Source organism: Pseudomonas sp. A2 (assembly GCF_023100865.1).
Taxonomy (GTDB): Bacteria; Pseudomonadota; Gammaproteobacteria; order Pseudomonadales; family Pseudomonadaceae; genus Aquipseudomonas; species Aquipseudomonas asiatica.
The window spans coordinates 17,734-35,328 of the sequence record NZ_CP039131.1; the positions used below are offsets into that span (position 1 = coordinate 17,734).

General features: G+C 57.6%; 12 protein-coding genes and 3 pseudogenes. 7 read left to right on the forward strand and 8 right to left on the reverse strand.

Translation table 11 applies throughout. The annotated features are described in order from the left end of the window. Positions 1–24: 24 nt before the first annotated feature. Positions 25–1,054: pseudogene (gene cytR / locus E5221_RS28650) on the reverse strand (DNA-binding transcriptional regulator CytR). A 150-nt stretch (positions 1,055–1,204) separates the two neighbouring features. Next, positions 1,205–3,400, reverse strand: coding sequence for a primosomal protein N' (gene priA, locus E5221_RS28655; RefSeq protein ID WP_004901742.1), 2,196 nt, complete (start codon positions 3,398–3,400; stop codon positions 1,205–1,207). Between the two features lie 252 nt (positions 3,401–3,652). Between priA and rpmE the strand changes: the two genes are divergently transcribed. Then, positions 3,653–3,865: a 50S ribosomal protein L31 gene (gene rpmE / locus E5221_RS28660; RefSeq protein WP_002882922.1), complete on the forward strand. Its 213-nt coding sequence runs from the start codon at positions 3,653–3,655 to the stop codon at positions 3,863–3,865. A 101-nt stretch (positions 3,866–3,966) separates the two neighbouring features. Here the strand turns inward: rpmE and metJ are convergent, their stop codons facing one another. Further along, positions 3,967–4,284 (reverse strand): met regulon transcriptional regulator MetJ, encoded by a 318-nt coding sequence (gene metJ / locus E5221_RS28665; RefSeq protein ID WP_002882924.1) that lies wholly within the window; start codon positions 4,282–4,284, stop codon positions 3,967–3,969. Between the two features lie 267 nt (positions 4,285–4,551). Between metJ and metB the strand changes: the two genes are divergently transcribed. Both metB and E5221_RS28675 read left to right on the forward strand, forming a co-directional pair. Further along, on the forward strand, positions 4,552–5,712 hold the full coding sequence (metB, locus tag E5221_RS28670; RefSeq protein ID WP_004150388.1) for a cystathionine gamma-synthase: 1,161 nt from the start codon (positions 4,552–4,554) through the stop codon (positions 5,710–5,712). A 2-nt stretch (positions 5,713–5,714) separates the two neighbouring features. Further along, positions 5,715–8,147 (forward strand): bifunctional aspartate kinase/homoserine dehydrogenase II, encoded by a 2,433-nt coding sequence (locus tag E5221_RS28675; protein WP_004901750.1) that lies wholly within the window; start codon positions 5,715–5,717, stop codon positions 8,145–8,147. Here E5221_RS28675 and E5221_RS28680 read toward each other — a convergent pair. After that, the gene (locus E5221_RS28680; RefSeq protein ID WP_032448130.1) at positions 8,122–9,258 is read right to left on the reverse strand and encodes a hypothetical protein; all 1,137 of its coding nucleotides are present in this window, start codon (positions 9,256–9,258) and stop codon (positions 8,122–8,124) included. The genes E5221_RS28675 and E5221_RS28680 overlap by 26 nt on opposite strands. A 138-nt stretch (positions 9,259–9,396) precedes the next feature. On the opposite strand from E5221_RS28680, the gene E5221_RS28685 reads away from it, so the two are divergent. Further along, complete coding sequence (locus tag E5221_RS28685) at positions 9,397–10,953, forward strand: bifunctional UDP-sugar hydrolase/5'-nucleotidase (protein WP_004901757.1); 1,557 nt, start codon at positions 9,397–9,399, stop codon at positions 10,951–10,953. A gap of 37 nt (positions 10,954–10,990) precedes the next feature. Here the strand turns inward: E5221_RS28685 and E5221_RS28690 are convergent, their stop codons facing one another. Continuing rightward, complete coding sequence (locus tag E5221_RS28690) at positions 10,991–11,362, reverse strand: carboxymuconolactone decarboxylase family protein (protein ID WP_002882947.1); 372 nt, start codon at positions 11,360–11,362, stop codon at positions 10,991–10,993. A 90-nt stretch (positions 11,363–11,452) separates the two neighbouring features. On the opposite strand from E5221_RS28690, the pseudogene E5221_RS28695 reads away from it, so the two are divergent. The 3 genes and pseudogenes from E5221_RS28695 to E5221_RS28705 all read left to right on the forward strand — a co-directional run bounded on the left by E5221_RS28695 (position 11,453) and on the right by E5221_RS28705 (position 14,503). Next, positions 11,453–12,362: pseudogene (locus E5221_RS28695) on the forward strand (LysR family transcriptional regulator). A 228-nt stretch (positions 12,363–12,590) separates the two neighbouring features. Further along, on the forward strand, positions 12,591–13,478 hold the full coding sequence (gene metF / locus E5221_RS28700) for a methylenetetrahydrofolate reductase (protein WP_002882952.1): 888 nt from the start codon (positions 12,591–12,593) through the stop codon (positions 13,476–13,478). A gap of 143 nt (positions 13,479–13,621) precedes the next feature. Beyond that, on the forward strand, positions 13,622–14,503 hold the full coding sequence (locus E5221_RS28705) for a DMT family transporter (protein ID WP_004177983.1): 882 nt from the start codon (positions 13,622–13,624) through the stop codon (positions 14,501–14,503). Positions 14,504–14,566: 63 nt separating this feature from the next. Here the strand turns inward: E5221_RS28705 and E5221_RS28710 are convergent, their stop codons facing one another. From E5221_RS28710 to E5221_RS28720, 3 genes and pseudogenes are all read right to left on the reverse strand, one after another. Further along, complete coding sequence (locus tag E5221_RS28710) at positions 14,567–15,670, reverse strand: glycerol dehydrogenase (protein ID WP_004146274.1); 1,104 nt, start codon at positions 15,668–15,670, stop codon at positions 14,567–14,569. 54 nt (positions 15,671–15,724) lie between these two features. Further along, complete coding sequence (fsa, locus tag E5221_RS28715; RefSeq protein ID WP_004177977.1) at positions 15,725–16,387, reverse strand: fructose-6-phosphate aldolase; 663 nt, start codon at positions 16,385–16,387, stop codon at positions 15,725–15,727. A gap of 205 nt (positions 16,388–16,592) precedes the next feature. Further along, a pseudogene (locus E5221_RS28720) lies at positions 16,593–17,580 on the reverse strand (AraC family transcriptional regulator). Between the last annotated feature and the right edge of the window lie 15 nt (positions 17,581–17,595).

Here is a 17,595-nt window from a genome sequence, read left to right on the forward strand (position 1 = left end):
AGAGCAGGCCCGAAAGCCTGATGGTTATCGTCTGATTTTTTGCGTACTGCCGCGAACAATCAGTTCGCAATCGAGCAGACGCGAGCCGCTGTTCACGTTATGCCCCTGCATTTGCTCCAGTAATAGCAGCATTCCTTCACGGCCGATATCAAACCGTGGCTGTGAAACCGTGGTCAACGGCGGATCGCAAAATTCAGACAACGCGATGTTATCGAAGCCGACAATTGACAGGTCGTCCGGCACTTTCAGACCGCGACGTTTTGCCAGCGATAAGGCGCCCAGCGCCATCACATCGCTATGGCAAAAGACCGCCGTGGGCGGCACCGGCTGCGCCAGCAGCTGCTCCAGCGCATTGGCGCCGGCTTCGAAGGTAAAGTTGCCGCGAGCAATATAGTGCGGATCGACGGTGATACCGCTGCGGCGCAGCGCCTGCACATAACCCTGCAGGCGATAATGGCACAACGGCATATCTTCCGGGCCGGCGATACAGCCGATACGCTGATGTCCCAGCTCGTGGAGATAATTTACCGCGTTAAAGGCCGCCGTCAGGTTATCGATATGGACGGTGGGCAGCTCCAGCTCCGGCGCAAACTCATTCGACATGACCATTGGCGGCAAATTGCGCTGCTCTTCCACGCTGGCGTCAAACGGCAGGCGCGAGCTGAGCAGCACCATGCCGTCGATCTGCTTGGTGATGATAAGGTCGATAAAGGTTTTTTCTTTCTGATTCTGGTGGGCGCAATCGCCGATTAACACCAGATAGCCGTGCTCGGCGGCAGTGACTTCAATACCGCGGATCACTTCACTAAAGAAGGGATCGCAGATATCCGGGACGATCACGAGGATCGTTCCGCGATTCGTTGCGCTTCATATTGCGTCCGAGCGACTGCGGTAAATAGCCGACTTCCAGCGCCGCCTGCTCGACCCGGTTACGGGTGGCTTGCGACACCTTATCAGGGTTCATCAACGCTCGGGACACGGTTGCCGTGGAAACGTTTGCCTTGAGGGCGACGTCTTTCATGGTGGCGGCAACCACTTGTTTTTTGGGCTTCACCTGGTTTCTCCTCGCTGAATGGCGCTGGCATTTCCCTTGGGCGCTAACTGCTGCATCATTTTTATCAGATAGTCGCGGCAGTGAGTTACAGAATTTTCATGAAAAACGTGATGCTTGTTAAATTTTTCGATCCGGCTCGCAAGAGAAGGCTTATCCTTCAATCGGATCGACATCCAGCACCCACTTCACTTTTCTCGCCTCCGGAAGCGTATTGATCAGCGCCAGCGTACCGCTAACGATATGTTGCAGACGCACCCGCGAAGGATGCTGCAGCAATATTTGCCAGCGCCAGCGGCCGCCGCGCTTTGGCGCCAGCGCCGGAACCGGACCGAGCACCCATAGCTTTTCGTCGGCCAGCGGGCTGGCCTGCAGCAGATTGCGCAGCTGTTGTAAAAACAGCGGCGCCTGCTGGTTGTTATGGTCTTCCGCACGAATCAGCACATGGCTGGTCCACGGCGGCAGCTGCATCGTCTGCCGCTCTGCCAGCGCCTGTTCGGCAAAGGCGTCGTAGCCTTTATACAGCAGGGTCTGCAGTAGAGGGTGTTCCGGATGGTGGGTTTGAAGAATGACCTCGCCCTGTTTTCCTGCCCGGCCCGCTCGTCCGGAGACCTGGGTATAAAGCTGAGCGAAACGCTCTGCGGAGCGGAAATCAGCGGAAAACAGCGCCCCGTCGACATCCAGCAGGGAGACGAGGGTGACGTCCGGGAAGTGGTGCCCTTTGGCCAGCATTTGGGTGCCAATCAGAATACGCGCCCCGCCGCGATGGACGGCGGCGAGATGCTCCTCCAGCGCTCCTTTGCGGCTGGTGGTATCGCGGTCGATACGCGAGATAGGCACCTCAGGGAACAGCGGCGCCAGGGCCTGCTCCAGCTGCTCGGTGCCGATCCCTACCGGCACCAGATGCGTGGAGCCGCAGGAAGGACACTGGCGCGGGATTGGGCGCTGGCTGTCGCAATGGTGGCAGCGCAGATGGTGCTGCGCCTGGTGCAACGTATAGTAACTGTCGCAGCGCGGGCATTCCGCTATCCAGCCGCAATCGTGGCACAGCAGCGCTGGCGCAAAGCCGCGGCGGTTAAGAAACAGGATCACCTGGTTATCCGCTTGCAGGTGCTGGCGCATACGGCTAATCAGCGCGGGAGACAGGCCCGCCTGCAGCGGTTGCCCTTTGAGATCGAGCACGTGCTGCTGGGCCGGGCGCGCATTGCCCGCGCGTTTGCTTAAGGTTAACTGGCGATATTTACCCTGGCGGACGTTATGCAGAGTCTCCAGCGCCGGCGTCGCCGAGCCGAGAATTATCGGGATCTGCTCGCTGTGGGCGCGCCATACCGCCAGGTCGCGGGCATGGTAGCGCCAGCCTTCCTGCTGCTTGTAGGAGCTGTCATGCTCTTCGTCGATGACGATGACGCCGAGATCTTTAAATGGGGTAAACAGCGAGGAGCGGGTGCCGATCACAATGGCCGCTTCGCCATTTTTCGCCTTCAGCCAGGCCGAGAGACGTTCGCTGTCATTGAGCCCGGAGTGCAGCACTTCCACCGGCGCGTTAAAGCGCTGGCGAAATCGGGCGATGGTTTGCGGCGTCAGGCCGATCTCCGGCACCATCACCAGCGCCTGGCGCCCCTGCGCCAGCACATTCTCCAGCACGCTCAAATAGACTTCCGTTTTCCCGGAGCCGGTAATACCCGCCAGCAGCCAGGCGGAGAAACGATCGGCGGCGCTGTGGATCGCCCCGACGGCGGTGGCCTGCTCGGTATTCAGGCGCAGGCGTTCGCCGGCAACCGAATACGCGCTGCGCCAGTCGGTGAGGGCGGGCGCTTCGCAGGCCAGCTCCGCCAGCCCTTTGCCGCGCAGCGCCTGCAGCGCCGCTTCATTGAATTCCAGTTCGCCAACCTGATGACGCCAGATTTTGCCCTGGCGCAGCGCCGCCAGCGCCTGCTGCTGCTTCCGGGAGCGTTTCAGACCGTTAAGGTCGACAACCTGCCCCTGCTCGGTGGCGAACCAGTACCACAGCGGCGTGGCGCTGGCGGGTTTGCCCTGGCGCAGCATAACGGGTAATGCATGGAACAGCACATCGCCGATCGGGTGATGGTAATACTCAGCCGCCCACATCAGCAGTCGCCAGACAGTCGTGGAGAAGGCCGGCTCGTCGTCCAGCGCTTCGGCGACCGGTTTTAGCTCATCCAGCGGCAGTTCGCTGCGCTCGCTCACCGCCGCGACAATGCCGATCCGCTCCTGTTTGCCGAACGGCACCCGCACCCGACAGCCCGCTTTGACCGCCATGCCTTCAGGCAGCAGGTAGTCAAAAGTGCGCGGTAGCGGAACGGGTAGGGCAACGTGGGCGACGGACATGTCATCTTCCTGACTTGAAATCTGGCGGGATAGTATACACATTACGATAAGGCGGCGCGGATCAGTTTGCATATGCTGGTCAAATTCTGTATGATTCGCCGCCTTTGATGCGCTTTATATCGCATTGAAGATTGACCATTACCGCGTGCTTCACGCTGTCAGCAGCGTAGAAGGCGACGGGAAATTACTAATATCGCGTGGTGTCTGGCGTTAGGGCTGGAAGAGCGACGCGGCCTTAACTGAGGTTCTCCCATGAAAAAAGGTATTCACCCAAATTACGACGAAATTACTGCTACCTGTTCTTGCGGTAATGTCATGAAAATCCGCTCCACCGTTGGTCACGACCTGAACCTCGACGTGTGCGGCAAATGCCACCCGTTCTTCACCGGCAAACAGCGTGATGTTGCTACCGGTGGCCGTGTTGACCGCTTCAACAAGCGCTTCAGCATCCCGGGCAGCAAGTAAGTTGCCAGAAGAAGCCGCCTCAGGGCGGCTTTTTTGTCTCTCCCGCCTGCCTGGGCGGGAAAGAAAAAAGGGCGGAAGATTATTCCGCCCTTTTTATCGTCTCAGTATTCCCACGTATCCGGGTCGATTCCCAGTTCACGCATAATCGCTTTCGCCGCTTCCGGGATCTCATCGCTGCGCTCTTTACGCAGGTCTTCATCGTTAGGCAACGGTTGTCCGGTAAAGGCATGCAGAAACGCTTCGCACAGCAGCTCGCTGTTGGTCGCGTGACGCAGGTTATTCACCTGACGACGCGTGCGTTCATCGGTGAGGATTTTTAACACCTTCAGAGGAATGGAAACCGTAATTTTCTTTACTTGTTCACTCTTCTTACCGTGCTCAGCGTATGGGCTGATATATTCGCCGCTCCATTCAGCCATGAGATACCTTAATCCTCTGTTTATTAGTGAAGGGCCAGAATATTCCGCCCGGGCTATAATTGCGCGTAGTTTACCGTATGCGCGGGCTTTCTGACATGAGATAAGCCGCCGACGACGTGCGCTAATGCATATAATTTTAACGGCTATTTGCACTTTGCTCAATCTATACGCAAAGAAGTTTAGATGTCCAGATGTATTGACGTCTATTGTGACAATGATTACTCTGGAGCCTGACTTTTCACCGATTCAGCCCAGGAACTTCCCAACATGACGCGTAAACAGGCCACCATCGCAGTGCGTAGCGGTTTAAATGACGACGAGCAGTACGGTTGCGTTGTCCCGCCGATTCACCTCTCCAGTACCTATAACTTCACCGGCTTTAATGAACCGCGCGCCCACGACTACTCCCGTCGTGGCAATCCGACGCGCGATGTGGTGCAGCGCGCCTTAGCGGAGCTGGAGGGCGGCGCCGGCGCGGTGCTGACCAATACCGGAATGTCGGCGATCCTGCTGGTGACGACGGTGTTCCTTAAACCTGGCGATCTGCTGGTGGCGCCGCACGACTGCTACGGCGGCAGCTACCGTCTGTTCGACAGCCTGGCGAAGCGCGGCTGCTATCGCGTCCAGTTTGTCGATCAAAGCGATGAGCAGGCGCTGCGGGCGGCGCTGGCGGAAAAACCGAAGCTGGTGTTGGTGGAAAGCCCAAGTAATCCATTGCTGCGGGTGGTGGATATTGCGAAAATCTGTGGTCTGGCGCGTGAGGCCGGGGCAATTAGCGTGGTGGACAACACCTTCCTGAGCCCGGCGTTGCAAAACCCGCTGGCGCTGGGCGCCGATCTGGTGCTGCATTCCTGTACCAAATACCTCAATGGTCACTCCGATGTGGTGGCCGGGGTGGTGATTGCCAAAGATCCGGCAACTGTCACCGAACTGGCATGGTGGGCGAATAATATTGGCGTCACCGGCAGCGCCTTCGACAGCTATCTGCTGTTGCGCGGGCTGCGGACGCTGTCTCCACGGATGGAAGTGGCGCAGCGAAATGCCCTGGCGATCGTTGAGTATCTGAAAACCCAGCCGCTGGTGAAAAAGCTGTATCATCCATCGCTGCCGGAAAACCAGGGGCATGAAATTGCGGCGCGTCAGCAAAAAGGTTTTGGCGCAATGTTAAGCTTCGAGCTTGACGGTGACGAGCAGACGCTGCGCCGTTTTCTGAGCGGGCTGTCGCTGTTTACACTGGCGGAATCGCTGGGGGGCGTTGAAAGCCTGATTTCCCATGCGGCAACGATGACGCATGCCGGCATGGCGCCTGAAGCGCGTGCCGCCGCCGGAATTTCAGAAACGCTCCTGCGTATATCGACCGGTATTGAAGATGGTGAAGATTTAATTGCCGACCTGGAAAATGGCTTCCGGGCAGCAAACGAGGAATAAAGATGAGTGTGATTGCGCAGGCAGGGGCGAAGGGTCGTCAGCTGCACAAATTTGGTGGGAGTAGTTTAGCGGATGCGAAATGTTACCTGCGCGTCGCGGGGATCATGAAGGAGTATTCGCAGGCGGGGGATATGATGGTCGTCTCCGCCGCTGGCAGCACCACCAACCAGCTGATCAGCTGGCTTAAGCTTAGCCAGAGCGATCGCCTTGCTGCGCATCAGGTTCAGCAGTCGCTTCGCCGCTATCACACCGAGCTGATTGGCAGTCTGCTGGAGCCTGCGGCGGCGGATACGTTGATAGCCGCCTTTATCCACGACCTTGAGCGTCTGGCTGGTCTGCTGGACGGCGGGGTTTCCGAAGCGGTCTATGCGGAAGTAGTCGGCCATGGGGAAGTGTGGTCCGCGCGCCTGATGGCGGCGGTTCTCAATCAGCTGGGTATGGAAGCCGCCTGGCTGGACGCGCGCGCGTTCCTGCGCGCGGAACGCGCCGCGCAGCCTCAGGTGGATGAAGGATTATCCTATCCGCTGCTGCAGCAGCTGATGGCGCAGCATCCTAACAAACGTCTGGTGGTGACCGGCTTTATCTCCCGTAACCAGGCCGGCGAAACCGTCCTGCTGGGCCGTAACGGGTCTGACTACTCTGCCACCCAGATCGGCGCGCTGGCGGGTGCCTCCCGGGTCACTATCTGGAGCGACGTTGCCGGGGTGTACAGCGCGGATCCGCGCAAGGTGAAAGACGCCTGCCTGCTGCCGCTGCTGCGTCTGGACGAAGCCAGCGAGCTGGCGCGCCTGGCCGCGCCGGTGCTCCATGCCCGTACGCTACAGCCGGTTTCCGCCAGTGATATCGATCTGCAGTTACGCTGCAGCTACACGCCGGAACAGGGTTCCACGCGCATTGAGCGCGTGCTGGCCTCCGGTACCGGCGCACGGATTGTCACCAGCCATGACGACGTCTGCCTGGTGGAGTTCCAGGTGCCGGCCGGTCACGATTTCAAACTGGCGCATAAAGAGCTGGACGCTCTGCTCAAACGCGCCCAGCTGCGCCCGTTAGCCGTTGGCGTCCATGCCGACCGTAAGCTGCTGCAGTTCTGCTATACCTCCGAGGTGGCCGACAGCGCGCTGAAATTGCTCGATGAAGCCGGTCTGCCGGGCGAGCTGCGTCTGCGTCAGAAGCTGGCGCTGGTGGCGATGGTGGGCGCGGGAGTCACCCGTAACCCGCTGCACTGCCACCGTTTCTGGCAGCAGCTCAAAGGGCAGCCGGTGGAGTTCACCTGGCAGTCTGAAGAGGGGATCAGTCTGGTGGCGGTGCTACGCGCCGGGCCGACGGAAAGCCTGATCCAGGGGCTGCATCAGTCCTTGTTTCGCGCCGAAAAGCGTATTGGCCTGATGCTGTTCGGCAAAGGGAACATTGGTTCCCGCTGGCTGGAGCTTTTCGCCCGTGAACAAACTACGCTCTCGGCGCGTACCGGTTTCGAGTTTATTCTCGCCGGCGTAGTCGACAGTAAACGCAGCCTGCTGAATTACGACGGGCTGGATGCCAGTCGGGCGCTGGCTTTCTTCAACGATGAAGCGGTGGAGCAGGATGAAGAGTCGCTGTTCCTGTGGATGCGCGCGCACCCGTATGATGATTTAGTGGTGCTGGACGTCACCGCCAGCGAACAACTGGCCGACCAGTATCTTGATTTCGCCAGCCATGGCTTCCACGTCATTAGCGCCAACAAGCTGGCGGGCGCCAGCAGCAGTGATAAATATCGTCAGATCCACGACGCGTTTGAGAAAACGGGGCGCCACTGGCTATATAACGCCACCGTGGGCGCCGGCTTGCCGGTGAACCATACAGTGCGCGACCTGATTGACAGCGGCGATACTATTCTCGGCCTGAGCGGTATCTTCTCGGGAACGCTCTCCTGGCTGTTCCTGCAGTTTGATGGCACCGTGCCGTTCACCGACCTGGTGGATCAGGCGTGGCAGCAGGGGCTGACCGAGCCGGATCCGCGCGTCGATCTGTCCGGTAAGGATGTGATGCGTAAGCTGGTGATCCTCGCGCGGGAAGCGGGCTATGACATCGAACCGGATCAGGTGCGTGTGGAATCACTGGTGCCGGCGCACTGTGAAGAGGGGTCGGTCGATCACTTCTTTGAGAATGGCGAAGAGCTGAACGAGCAGATGCTGCAGCGTCTGGAAGCGGCCCGCGAGATGGGGCTGGTGCTCCGCTACGTGGCGCGCTTTGATGCCAACGGCAAAGCACGCGTCGGTGTGGAAGCGGTACGCGAAGAGCACCCGCTGGCGGCGCTGCTGCCGTGCGATAACGTGTTTGCCATCGAAAGCCGCTGGTATCGCGATAACCCGCTGGTGATCCGCGGGCCCGGCGCCGGGCGCGATGTGACCGCCGGGGCGATCCAGTCGGATATTAACCGCCTGGCGCAGCTGCTGTAAGCGTCGCGTTATACTCTTGAACCAGTGAGGCCACTATTTGCGTTACGCGCCCTGCGGAATACAGGGCGCTCTGCGCAAACGCGGGTCTGTTTTTCAGCCATATTGTAAACCGTCGGCTGGCCGCAAGGTCTGGTAGAAAGGCGTTCTCTTCTGCAGTGCCGGCAAGCCGGCAGACCATTTTCTGATTCTCTTCCTGCGTCCAACGCTGCCATGAGTTTTGCCACCAGCCATGATGGGTTTTCCCCTGTAGCTGCCACGGAGCCGGGCTGGCTGGGTTCCTTATCTCTTCTTCCACATACCATAGATCGCCTTGCCGCTGACGAAAAAGCGGCGCCCAGGCAACGATCGCCGCGCCGCGTAAAAAGCATTCATGCGCAATAACGTGCGTTTTCACCTCTGGAAACCGCTGGCTGAGCAGTTTGAAATGACCGTGCGCGGCGATAACCGGGCGCAATATATTGCCGCGGGCATGGCGCTTTTGCATTGCGCTGCCGTACTGGATTTCATCGAACTGACTGCGTTGTAAAAAGCGCATTTCAGTGAGAGAAATACGTTGAATAATATCGTCAGTCTCCTCCCTGTCGGCTTGTCCGCCGCGCCAGTGATAGCGTAATGATTCGCCTACCGCGAAAGGAGTGAAATTAGAGGTAAGATGAATAACATTACCGCGCACGGCATCAAAGCTTAATAAAAAGTAGAGCTTTTGCCCGGCGGCATTACCCTGGAATGGCGCTATCAACGGTACGCTGCAAATACGTCGTGGGGCTTCAATTGGGGCGATGTGTGGGAATTTTGGCGTCCAGACCTTTTTACAGTGGCGGCACTGAAGGCGTTGCGTACCCAGCGGATTGCGGCCGTAGCGAATAATATCCCGCTGATAGCATACCGGGCAAAAATAGCCGTAGCGGCGGGCATGATCCGTCAGATAAGCCGCCAGCCAGGGGCGGAATTCCCGTTCGTTAAACAGGGGGGGATAGCTGCCGCAGGCTGCGCAGTGGAGCGCCGGGTAGCCCAGCCGAAAATTCGGGAAATGATACTCAGCCGCAGACGGTAAACCTAAATTGCGGCAGCCAAAGGTTTTACAGGCGTTAATGGTAAAGAGAGTATCCACTGGCAGGTCAATACCAACGATTTTTACAGGTCGTTAATTTTGTCCTGCTCAGGTTGCATACAACTGTGAATGCTCTCACATAAAAAAGTCTTTCAGAACGTAACTTAGCGGTTCTTTATCACTCTGAAAGGAACTCCGATGAAACTAAAAACAATGAGCGCAGCACTTCTGTTAACTTTGCCTTTCTGGGCCTGCGCCAAAGATGTCACCATCATTTATACCAACGATCTTCATGCCCATGTCGAACCTTATAAAGTGCCATGGATAGCGGATGGTAAACGAGATATTGGTGGTTGGGCGAATATCACGACGATGGTGAAACAGGAAAAAGCGAAAAATAACGCGACCTGGTTTTTTGATGCCGGAGATTATTTTACCGGGCCTTACATCAGTAGCCTGACGAAGGGCAAAGCGATAATCGATATTATGAATACGATGTCCTACGATGCGGTGACTATCGGTAATCATGAGTTCGATCACGGCTGGGATAATACGTTGCTTCAGCTTAGCCAGGCGACATTCCCGATTGTTCAGGGCAATATTTTTTATCAGAACAGCGATAAATCGTTCTGGGATAAGCCCTATACCATTATCGAAAAAGATGGCGTGAAAATTGGCGTGATTGGCCTGCACGGCGTGTTTGCTTTTAATGACACCGTTTCTGCCGCGACGCGAGTGGGTATCGAAGCGCGTGATGAGGTGAAATGGCTACAGCATTATATCGATGAACTTAACGGTAAAGTGGATCTGACCGTGGCCCTGATCCATGAAGGCGTCCCGGCGCGTCAGTCGAGCCAGGGGGGAACCGATGTGCGTCGTGCGCTGGATAAAGATATTCAGACTGCGGGTCAGGTGAAAGGCCTGGACGTTTTAATTACCGGCCATGCTCACGTTGGCACACCGGAGCCCATTAAAGTGGGTAATACGTTGATTCTTTCTACCGATAGCGGCGGCATCGATGTGGGTAAACTGGTGCTGGATTATCAGGAGAAACCGCACCAATTCACGGTGAAGCACTTTGAGCTGAAGACGCTTTATGCCGATGAGTGGAAGCCTGATCCGCAGACAAAACAGGTCATCGACGGCTGGAATAAGCAACTTGATCAACTGGTGCAGCAGGTTGTCACGCAATCACCAGTCGAACTGACCCGCGCTTATGGCGTCTCTTCGCCGCTGGGCAATCTTGCCGCTGACGCCTTGCTGTTGGCAGCAGGTAGGAGTACGCAGATGGCGTTAACCAACTCGGGCGGGATCCGGAATGAGATCCCCGCCGGGGCGGTGAGCATGGGCGCCGTTATCAGCACCTTCCCGTTTCCCAACGAGCTGGTCACCATGGATCTAACCGGGAAGCAGTTGCGTAGCCTGATGGAGCATGGCGCCGGGTTGAGCAACGGCGTGCTGCAGGTCTCCCGGGGACTGGAAATGAAGTATGACAGCAGCAAACCTGTGGGCCAGCGCGTTGTGTTATTCAGGCTAAACGGTAAACCGATTGACGATACGACGGTTTACCATATTGCCACCAACAGCTTCCTTGCAGATGGCGGCGATGGTTTTGTCGCGTTTACCGAGGGGCAGGCGCGTAATACCTCCGGCGGCTATTACGTTTCAAATGCGGTCGTAGACTATTTCAAAGCCGGGCAAAAGATAACGGATGAGCAGCTTAACGGGCAGCGCGTTGTCGATGTGAAGAAATAAGTTTTTAAGGCCGGGCAGTCAGCCCGGCCTTAAGCGATCAGTGGGCCGCAAATACCGCCCTGGCGGCAAACAGGCCGTTGAGGGCCGCCGGGAATCCGGCATAGACTGCCATCTGCATGATCGCTTCCGTAATCTCCTCTTGCGTCAGGCCGACGTTTAATCCTGCGGCAATGTGTACTTTCAGCTGTGGCTCGGCGTTACCCAACGCCGTGAGCGCGGCGATGGTGGCGATTTCCCGGCTGCGTAAATCGAGCCCTGGCCTGGCGTAAATATCGCCGAAGGGGAACTCAATCAGATAGCGGGCGAAATCGGGGGCGATATCCCGCAGGCTGTCGACGACGGCTTCCCCGCCCTTACCATCCACCCGCTGAAGCATTTCCTGACCGATGATGTAACGTTCGCTGGACATCGTTTTTTCCTCTCTGTGATGGTGCGTTAAGAGGAAGGGTAGGGAAGTGTGCCGGACTTGAGTAATACCCTTTCGTGATACCTTTTCAGTATGACAACTTCGCGATTACATTCCCTGGATATTCGCCTGCTGCGCGCCTTTGCAGTGGTAGCGGAGGAAAATAACATCAGCCGGGCGGCGCAGCGGTTATTTATCTCGCAGCCGCCGCTGACCCGCCATATCCGCCATCTGGAAGCGCAGCTGGGGGTGACGCTGTTTCAGCGCCATAGCAAAGGCCTGATCCTGACCGACGCGGGTAAAGAGGTGCTGGAGATGATTCAACCTCTGCTGGCGCTCCAGGAACGCACGCTGGCGGCATTGAGTGAGCTCGCCGCCCACTCGCCGCAGGCTCTACGTCTGGGCGTGACGACGGCCTTCGAACAGGGCATTTTCGCCGCCGTTGAGGCTGCGCTGAGCGAACATACCCGCGCGTTGCATATCACCCCGCCACGCCTCACCGGCGCTGGCTCAGCAGGTACGCAAAGGCAAACTCGATGCGGCGCTGGTCGCGTTGCCGCTCAATACTGAAGGGCTGCACCTGCACCCATTGCCGTATCATGAGCCGCTCATTGCGGCATTACCTGCCTCCTGGCCGGAAGCCGCCAGGCCAGGGCTGACGTTAAGCGCGCTCAATCATCGGCCGCTGTTCTGGTTTAAACGCGAGCGTAATCCTGGTTTCTTTGACTACACGCGCCGTATTTTCGACCGGGCTGGCTATGCCCCGACGTATGTGGAAGAGCCGGCCGAGCATGATGTGCTGCTGGCGCGTATTGCGCGCGGGGAAGGCATGATCCTGCTGCCGGCGTCCTTTTCCGCGATTCAGCGTCAGGGGGTGGCGTTCTGCCCGGTGGCTGAGGGCGACGCGATGCCGTTAAGCCTTGGGGTGATTTATCCGCCTCACCAGGCAGAGTCCGTGCAGCAATGGCTTTCTCTGCTGGATGGCATTCTGGCGACTGGCTAGTCTCAGGCTGACTCGCGAGCCACCTTATATTGCCCACCGAGCCGCTTCCTGTGCGTGGTCAGGTGATCGGAAGATGAACTTTTTTCAAGTAGGTGACCTATTCCTCACTCTTTACGCAGATTTTTCTATTGACGCCCGCGCGCTTTTCCGTCATTTTTACATCTGGACGTCTAAACGTATAGAAGTTCGCAATATAACAGCCATTACATGCGATTGATGAGGTAAGGTATGAGCTTTTTTCACGCCAATCAGCGGGAAGCCCTGAATCAGAGCCTGGCGGAAGTCCAGGGCCAGATTAATGTGTCTTTTGAATTCTTTCCGCCGCGCACCAGTGAAATGGAGCAAACCCTGTGGAAATCCATCGATCGCCTGAGCAGTCTGAAACCGAAGTTTGTTTCGGTAACCTATGGCGCGAACTCTGGCGAGCGCGATCGCACCCACAGCATCATCAAAGGCATTAAAGAGCGAACCGGTCTGGAAGCAGCGCCGCACCTGACCTGTATCGATGCCAGCCGCGATGAGTTGCGCACTATCGCTCAGGATTACTGGAACAACGGTATCCGCCATATCGTCGCCCTGCGCGGCGACCTGCCGCCGGGCAGCGGTAAACCGGATATGTACGCCGCCGATCTGGTGACGTTGCTGAAAGAGGTAGGCGATTTTGATATCTCTGTCGCCGCGTATCCGGAAGTGCATCCGGAGGCGAAAAGCGCGCAGGCGGATTTACTGAACCTGAAGCGCAAAGTAGAAGCAGGGGCCAACCGCGCGATCACCCAGTTCTTCTTCGATGTGGAAAGCTACCTGCGTTTTCGCGATCGCTGCGTCTCGGCAGGCATCGACGTGGAAATCATTCCCGGTATCCTGCCGGTCTCCAACTTTAAACAGGCGAAAAAGTTTGCGGATATGACCAACGTCCGTATCCCGGTGTGGATGTCAAAAATGTTCGAAGGGCTGGATAACGACGCCGAAACCCGTCAACTGGTGGGGGCGAATATCGCCATGGACATGGTGAAGATCTTAAGCCGGGAAGGGGTCAAGGATTTCCACTTCTACACCCTGAACCGCGCCGAGATGAGCTACGCCATCTGCCATACGCTGGGCGTACGCCCGGCCTGAGTTTTCATTAACGTTTAGTGCGATGGCGAAGCCGGTATTCGCCATCGCTTTTTTTTGCCCAAAACGCTGATACAGGTCAGGGGAGAGCAGAAGATAAAGCGCGTATAGTGCCAGCCTGATAATTGACAGGGATGGGTTATGCAATGGCAAGGAAGAGCGATCCACTGGCGTTTGGCGGGTTGGCGTTATTAACGCTGATCTGGAGCTTTAGCTGGATCGCGATGAAGCAAGTGACGAGCTATATCGGCGCTTTTGACTTCACGGCGCTGCGCTGTATTTTTGGCGCCGTGGTGCTATGGATAGTGATGTTGATCCGCGGTAAAGCGCTCAAGCCGACGCCTTTCGGCTACACCCTGGCGATCGCGTTATTGCAAACCTGCGGCATGGTCGGTCTGGCACAGTGGGCGCTAATGAGCGGTGGCGCCGGTAAAGTGGCGATCCTGAGTTATACCATGCCATTCTGGGTAGTGGTGATGGCCGCGTTATTCTTAGGTGAGCGCATGCGGCGATGGCAGTATATCGCCATCGGGGTGGCATGCGTGGGCCTGATACTCGTACTTCAGCCTTGGCAACTCGACTTTACTTCCCTGAAAAGCGCCTTGCTGGCGATCCTCTCTGGCGTGAGCTGGGGGGCAGGTGCGATCGTCGCGAAGCGTATGTATACCCGGTATCCGCAGGTTGATTTGCTGGCGCTAACGACATGGCAGATGCTATATGCCGCCGTAGTAATGAGCGTAGTGGCCTGGCTCGTCCCGCAACGGGCGGTAGACTGGCAGCCCGACGTTTTCTGGGCCCTGGCTTACAGCGCAATCCTTGCAACGGCGCTGGCCTGGAGTCTGTGGCTTTTTGTACTGCGTAATTTACCGGCAAGTATAGCCGGTCTGAGTACGCTGGCCGTACCGGTCTGTGGCGTGCTATTTTCCTGGTGGCTACTACATGAAAATCCAGGAAAGGTGGAAGGTTGTGGCATTGCGTTGATAGTACTGGCGTTGGCGATGATCAGTATCAAGAGACGAGGGGCATAGCCTGCTCCGGCCTGCAGAGATGCATAAAAAACACCCGGCTGTCGCCGGGTGTTTTGCTCTGGTTTATTCCCATTCCTGCAGGAAGCGCTGACCATACTGGTCGGCCACCAGCAGCGCGGCGTAGACCTGGTCGGAATCAACGCCGCCCGGCATATTGTGAATGGTTTCGCCTTCAGCGCAGGCGGCTTCCGCCACCAGACGCATTTTGGTCGGGATATCACCTTTGATATCCAGCTGCGCCAGGGTGATCGGCAGCCCAACGCTGTGGCACAGCGCGGCGACGGTCTCTATTTCGTCCACCGGCGCATTTTCCAGCACCAGCTGCGTCAGGGTTCCGAACGCCACTTTTTCCCCGTGATAATAGTGATGGGCGTCAGGGATGGCCGTCATGCCGTTATGAATCGCGTGCGCCGCCGCGAGACCACCGCTTTCGAAACCCACGCCGCTCAGATAGGTGTTGGCTTCCACCACCCGCTCCAGCGCCGGGGTGACCACGTGCTGTTCGGCGGCCAGCATCGCTTTTTCACCCTCTTCGAGTAAGGTGTTGTAGCATAGCTCGGCCAGCGCCAGCGCCGCCTGGGTGCACTTCCCGCCCGCCATGGTGGTGGCGCCGCTACGGGAGCAGGCGCGGGCTTCGAACCAGGTAGCCAGCGCATCGCCAATCCCGGCGGCCAGCAGGCGGGCCGGCGCGCCGGCAACGATCTGCGTATCGACAATGACCATGTTGGGGTTGCGCGGCAGCATCAGGTAGCTGTCGAATTCCCCTTCGTCGGTGTATATCACCGACAGCGCGCTGCACGGCGCATCGGTGGAGGCGATGGTGGGGGCGATCGCCACCGGCACATTCATAAAGTGGGCCAGCGCTTTCGCGGTATCCAGGGTTTTGCCACCGCCGATCCCCAGCACGGCGGTGCACTTCGCGTTGCCGGCGATATCGCGTAGGCGGTTGATTTCATTATGCGAACACTCACCGCCAAACGGCGCGATTTCAGCCGCCAGGCCAGCGTCGGCCAGGCTTTTACGCAGCATCTCTTCCGCAAACCCCAGGACGAACTTATCACCGACCACCAGCCAGCGCTCGGCCAGCGGTTTCAGATAGTCGCCGAGGCGCTTGATGGCGCCTGCGCCCTGGATATATTTGCCTGGTGATTGAATAATGCGATCCATTTCGATTCCTCCTCGATGACCGTGACGCCGCCCGCAGGCGGCTCGCGGATCCGGTTACAGATTCAGCGTGCCAAAGGCGTTATTCCAGTCCTGTTCAAACTTCTCTATGGCTGACTCTACCGCAGGGGTGCCGAGCATTTGTTGCGCTACATCTAGTGGAAGGGTGATTGCTTCGCAGCCAGCCAGCAGACAATCCAGCGCCTGGCGTGGCGTTTTGAAGCTTGCCGCCAGAACTTTGCTCTCGGGCGCATGCATTTCCAGCAGGGATTGCAGCTCCTGCACCATGCGGATGCCGTCCCCGCCCTGGGCGTCGACGCGGTTAACGTAAGGCGCGACGTACTTTGCGCCGGCCAGCGCGGCCAGCAGGCCTTGCGAAGCGCTGTAGACGGCGGTACCAAGGGTCGGGATGCCTTCTTTCTTCAGCAGTTTGATAGCGGCGAGCCCTTCGGCGGTGACCGGGATTTTGACCACAATGCCCGGCACGGCATTGCTCAGACGTTTGGCCTCTTCCACCATGCCCTGCGCGTCGCGGCTCATGGTCTGCGCGAAGAGGGTGCCCTCCGGACCGACGGCTTTTTGCAGGCGCGGCAGCACATCCCAGACCGGGACTTTACCGGCGGCGATAATGCTCGGGTTGGTGGTTACCCCGGCCAGCGGGTAGATGCGGGCCAGGCGTTCCACTTCGGCGACGTTGGCGGTATCCAGATAGAGTTCCATTGTGTTTTCCTCAATGCTTAATTCGGTGCTGTCGTTGAGGTAAGCATACGGCTTTCGTTCGAAGGATAGCCAGATGACAAATTTGCCAAAAACTGGATAAATGTACGCATCGTGATTAAGGATGATTTAGATCACATTTATCGGCGCTGGCTGGGATGGGAGGTAACTATAGCGCGCACAAAAGTCAGGTTTAACACACAAAAATCTAGTTTTTTACCGGGGATGCTTTTTCCGTCAGCTGGCTATGGTACTGGCGGCGGTATTCAGACGGCGAGCGTTCCGTAGTTTTGCGGAACAGGCGGCAGAAGTAGTTGCTGTCGGCGAAGCCGCAGGCGTGGGCGATGTCTTTCACTTTCATATCGTGGCCCTTCAGCAGCATACGGGCCTGTTCGAGACGAATATGGTTTAGATATTCATTGAAGCCCATTGGCCCACATTTCTGGAACAGATGGGAAAGATAGTTGGGAGAGAGGTAGAACGCCTGGGCCACCGATTCCCGGCTCAGCGGTTCCGCATAATGGATGTCCATATATTGGCGGATCGCTTCGAACAACGCCTGGCTGCGCGAGGAGGTTTGCGCCTGGCTGCCGAGAAGATCATGGCAGTGGCTGAGCAGGCTGACGACGATGCTGCGGGCGGTTTGCTGCTCCTGCGGTTGCATCCGGAGTTCATTGAGCGCCTGCAGCAGAAATGATCCGACGCGCGGCCCGCGGCGCAGCGCCTGCCGCTTGTCGACAACAGTTATCGCCTTGCCATTCCAGTGCTGCAGCGAGCACTCCAGCTGCTGCTTAGCGAACAGGATGCTTAACAGCAGGCAGGGCGCTTGCCACTGCGGGCAGTTCCAGCTATCGCCAGGGATATAGAGCACGTCATGGGCCTCAAGGAGCGGGGCGTTATCGCCGAGGGCCTGGTCGGGCAACTGCCCATCAAGGAGAATATTCAGACGGGGAAAATCCACCTGCACCTACCGGCTCAGCAGGCAAGCGCGTCTCGCCGGCGAAATAAACCCGGCCGAGGCTGGTCTGCTTTTTTAGCAATGCATCAATAAGTTGATTGATATCGTTGTCCATCATTCTTCCGTTCAGCGCATCACCCTTTTCATCATACCGGACATTATTCCAGCGGTAAAAGCGCTTGCCTGTCGCTCTTGCCTCCCAGATAAGATATGTTATATCGTAACAATTTGTCGCCATTGATAGCAAACTCAG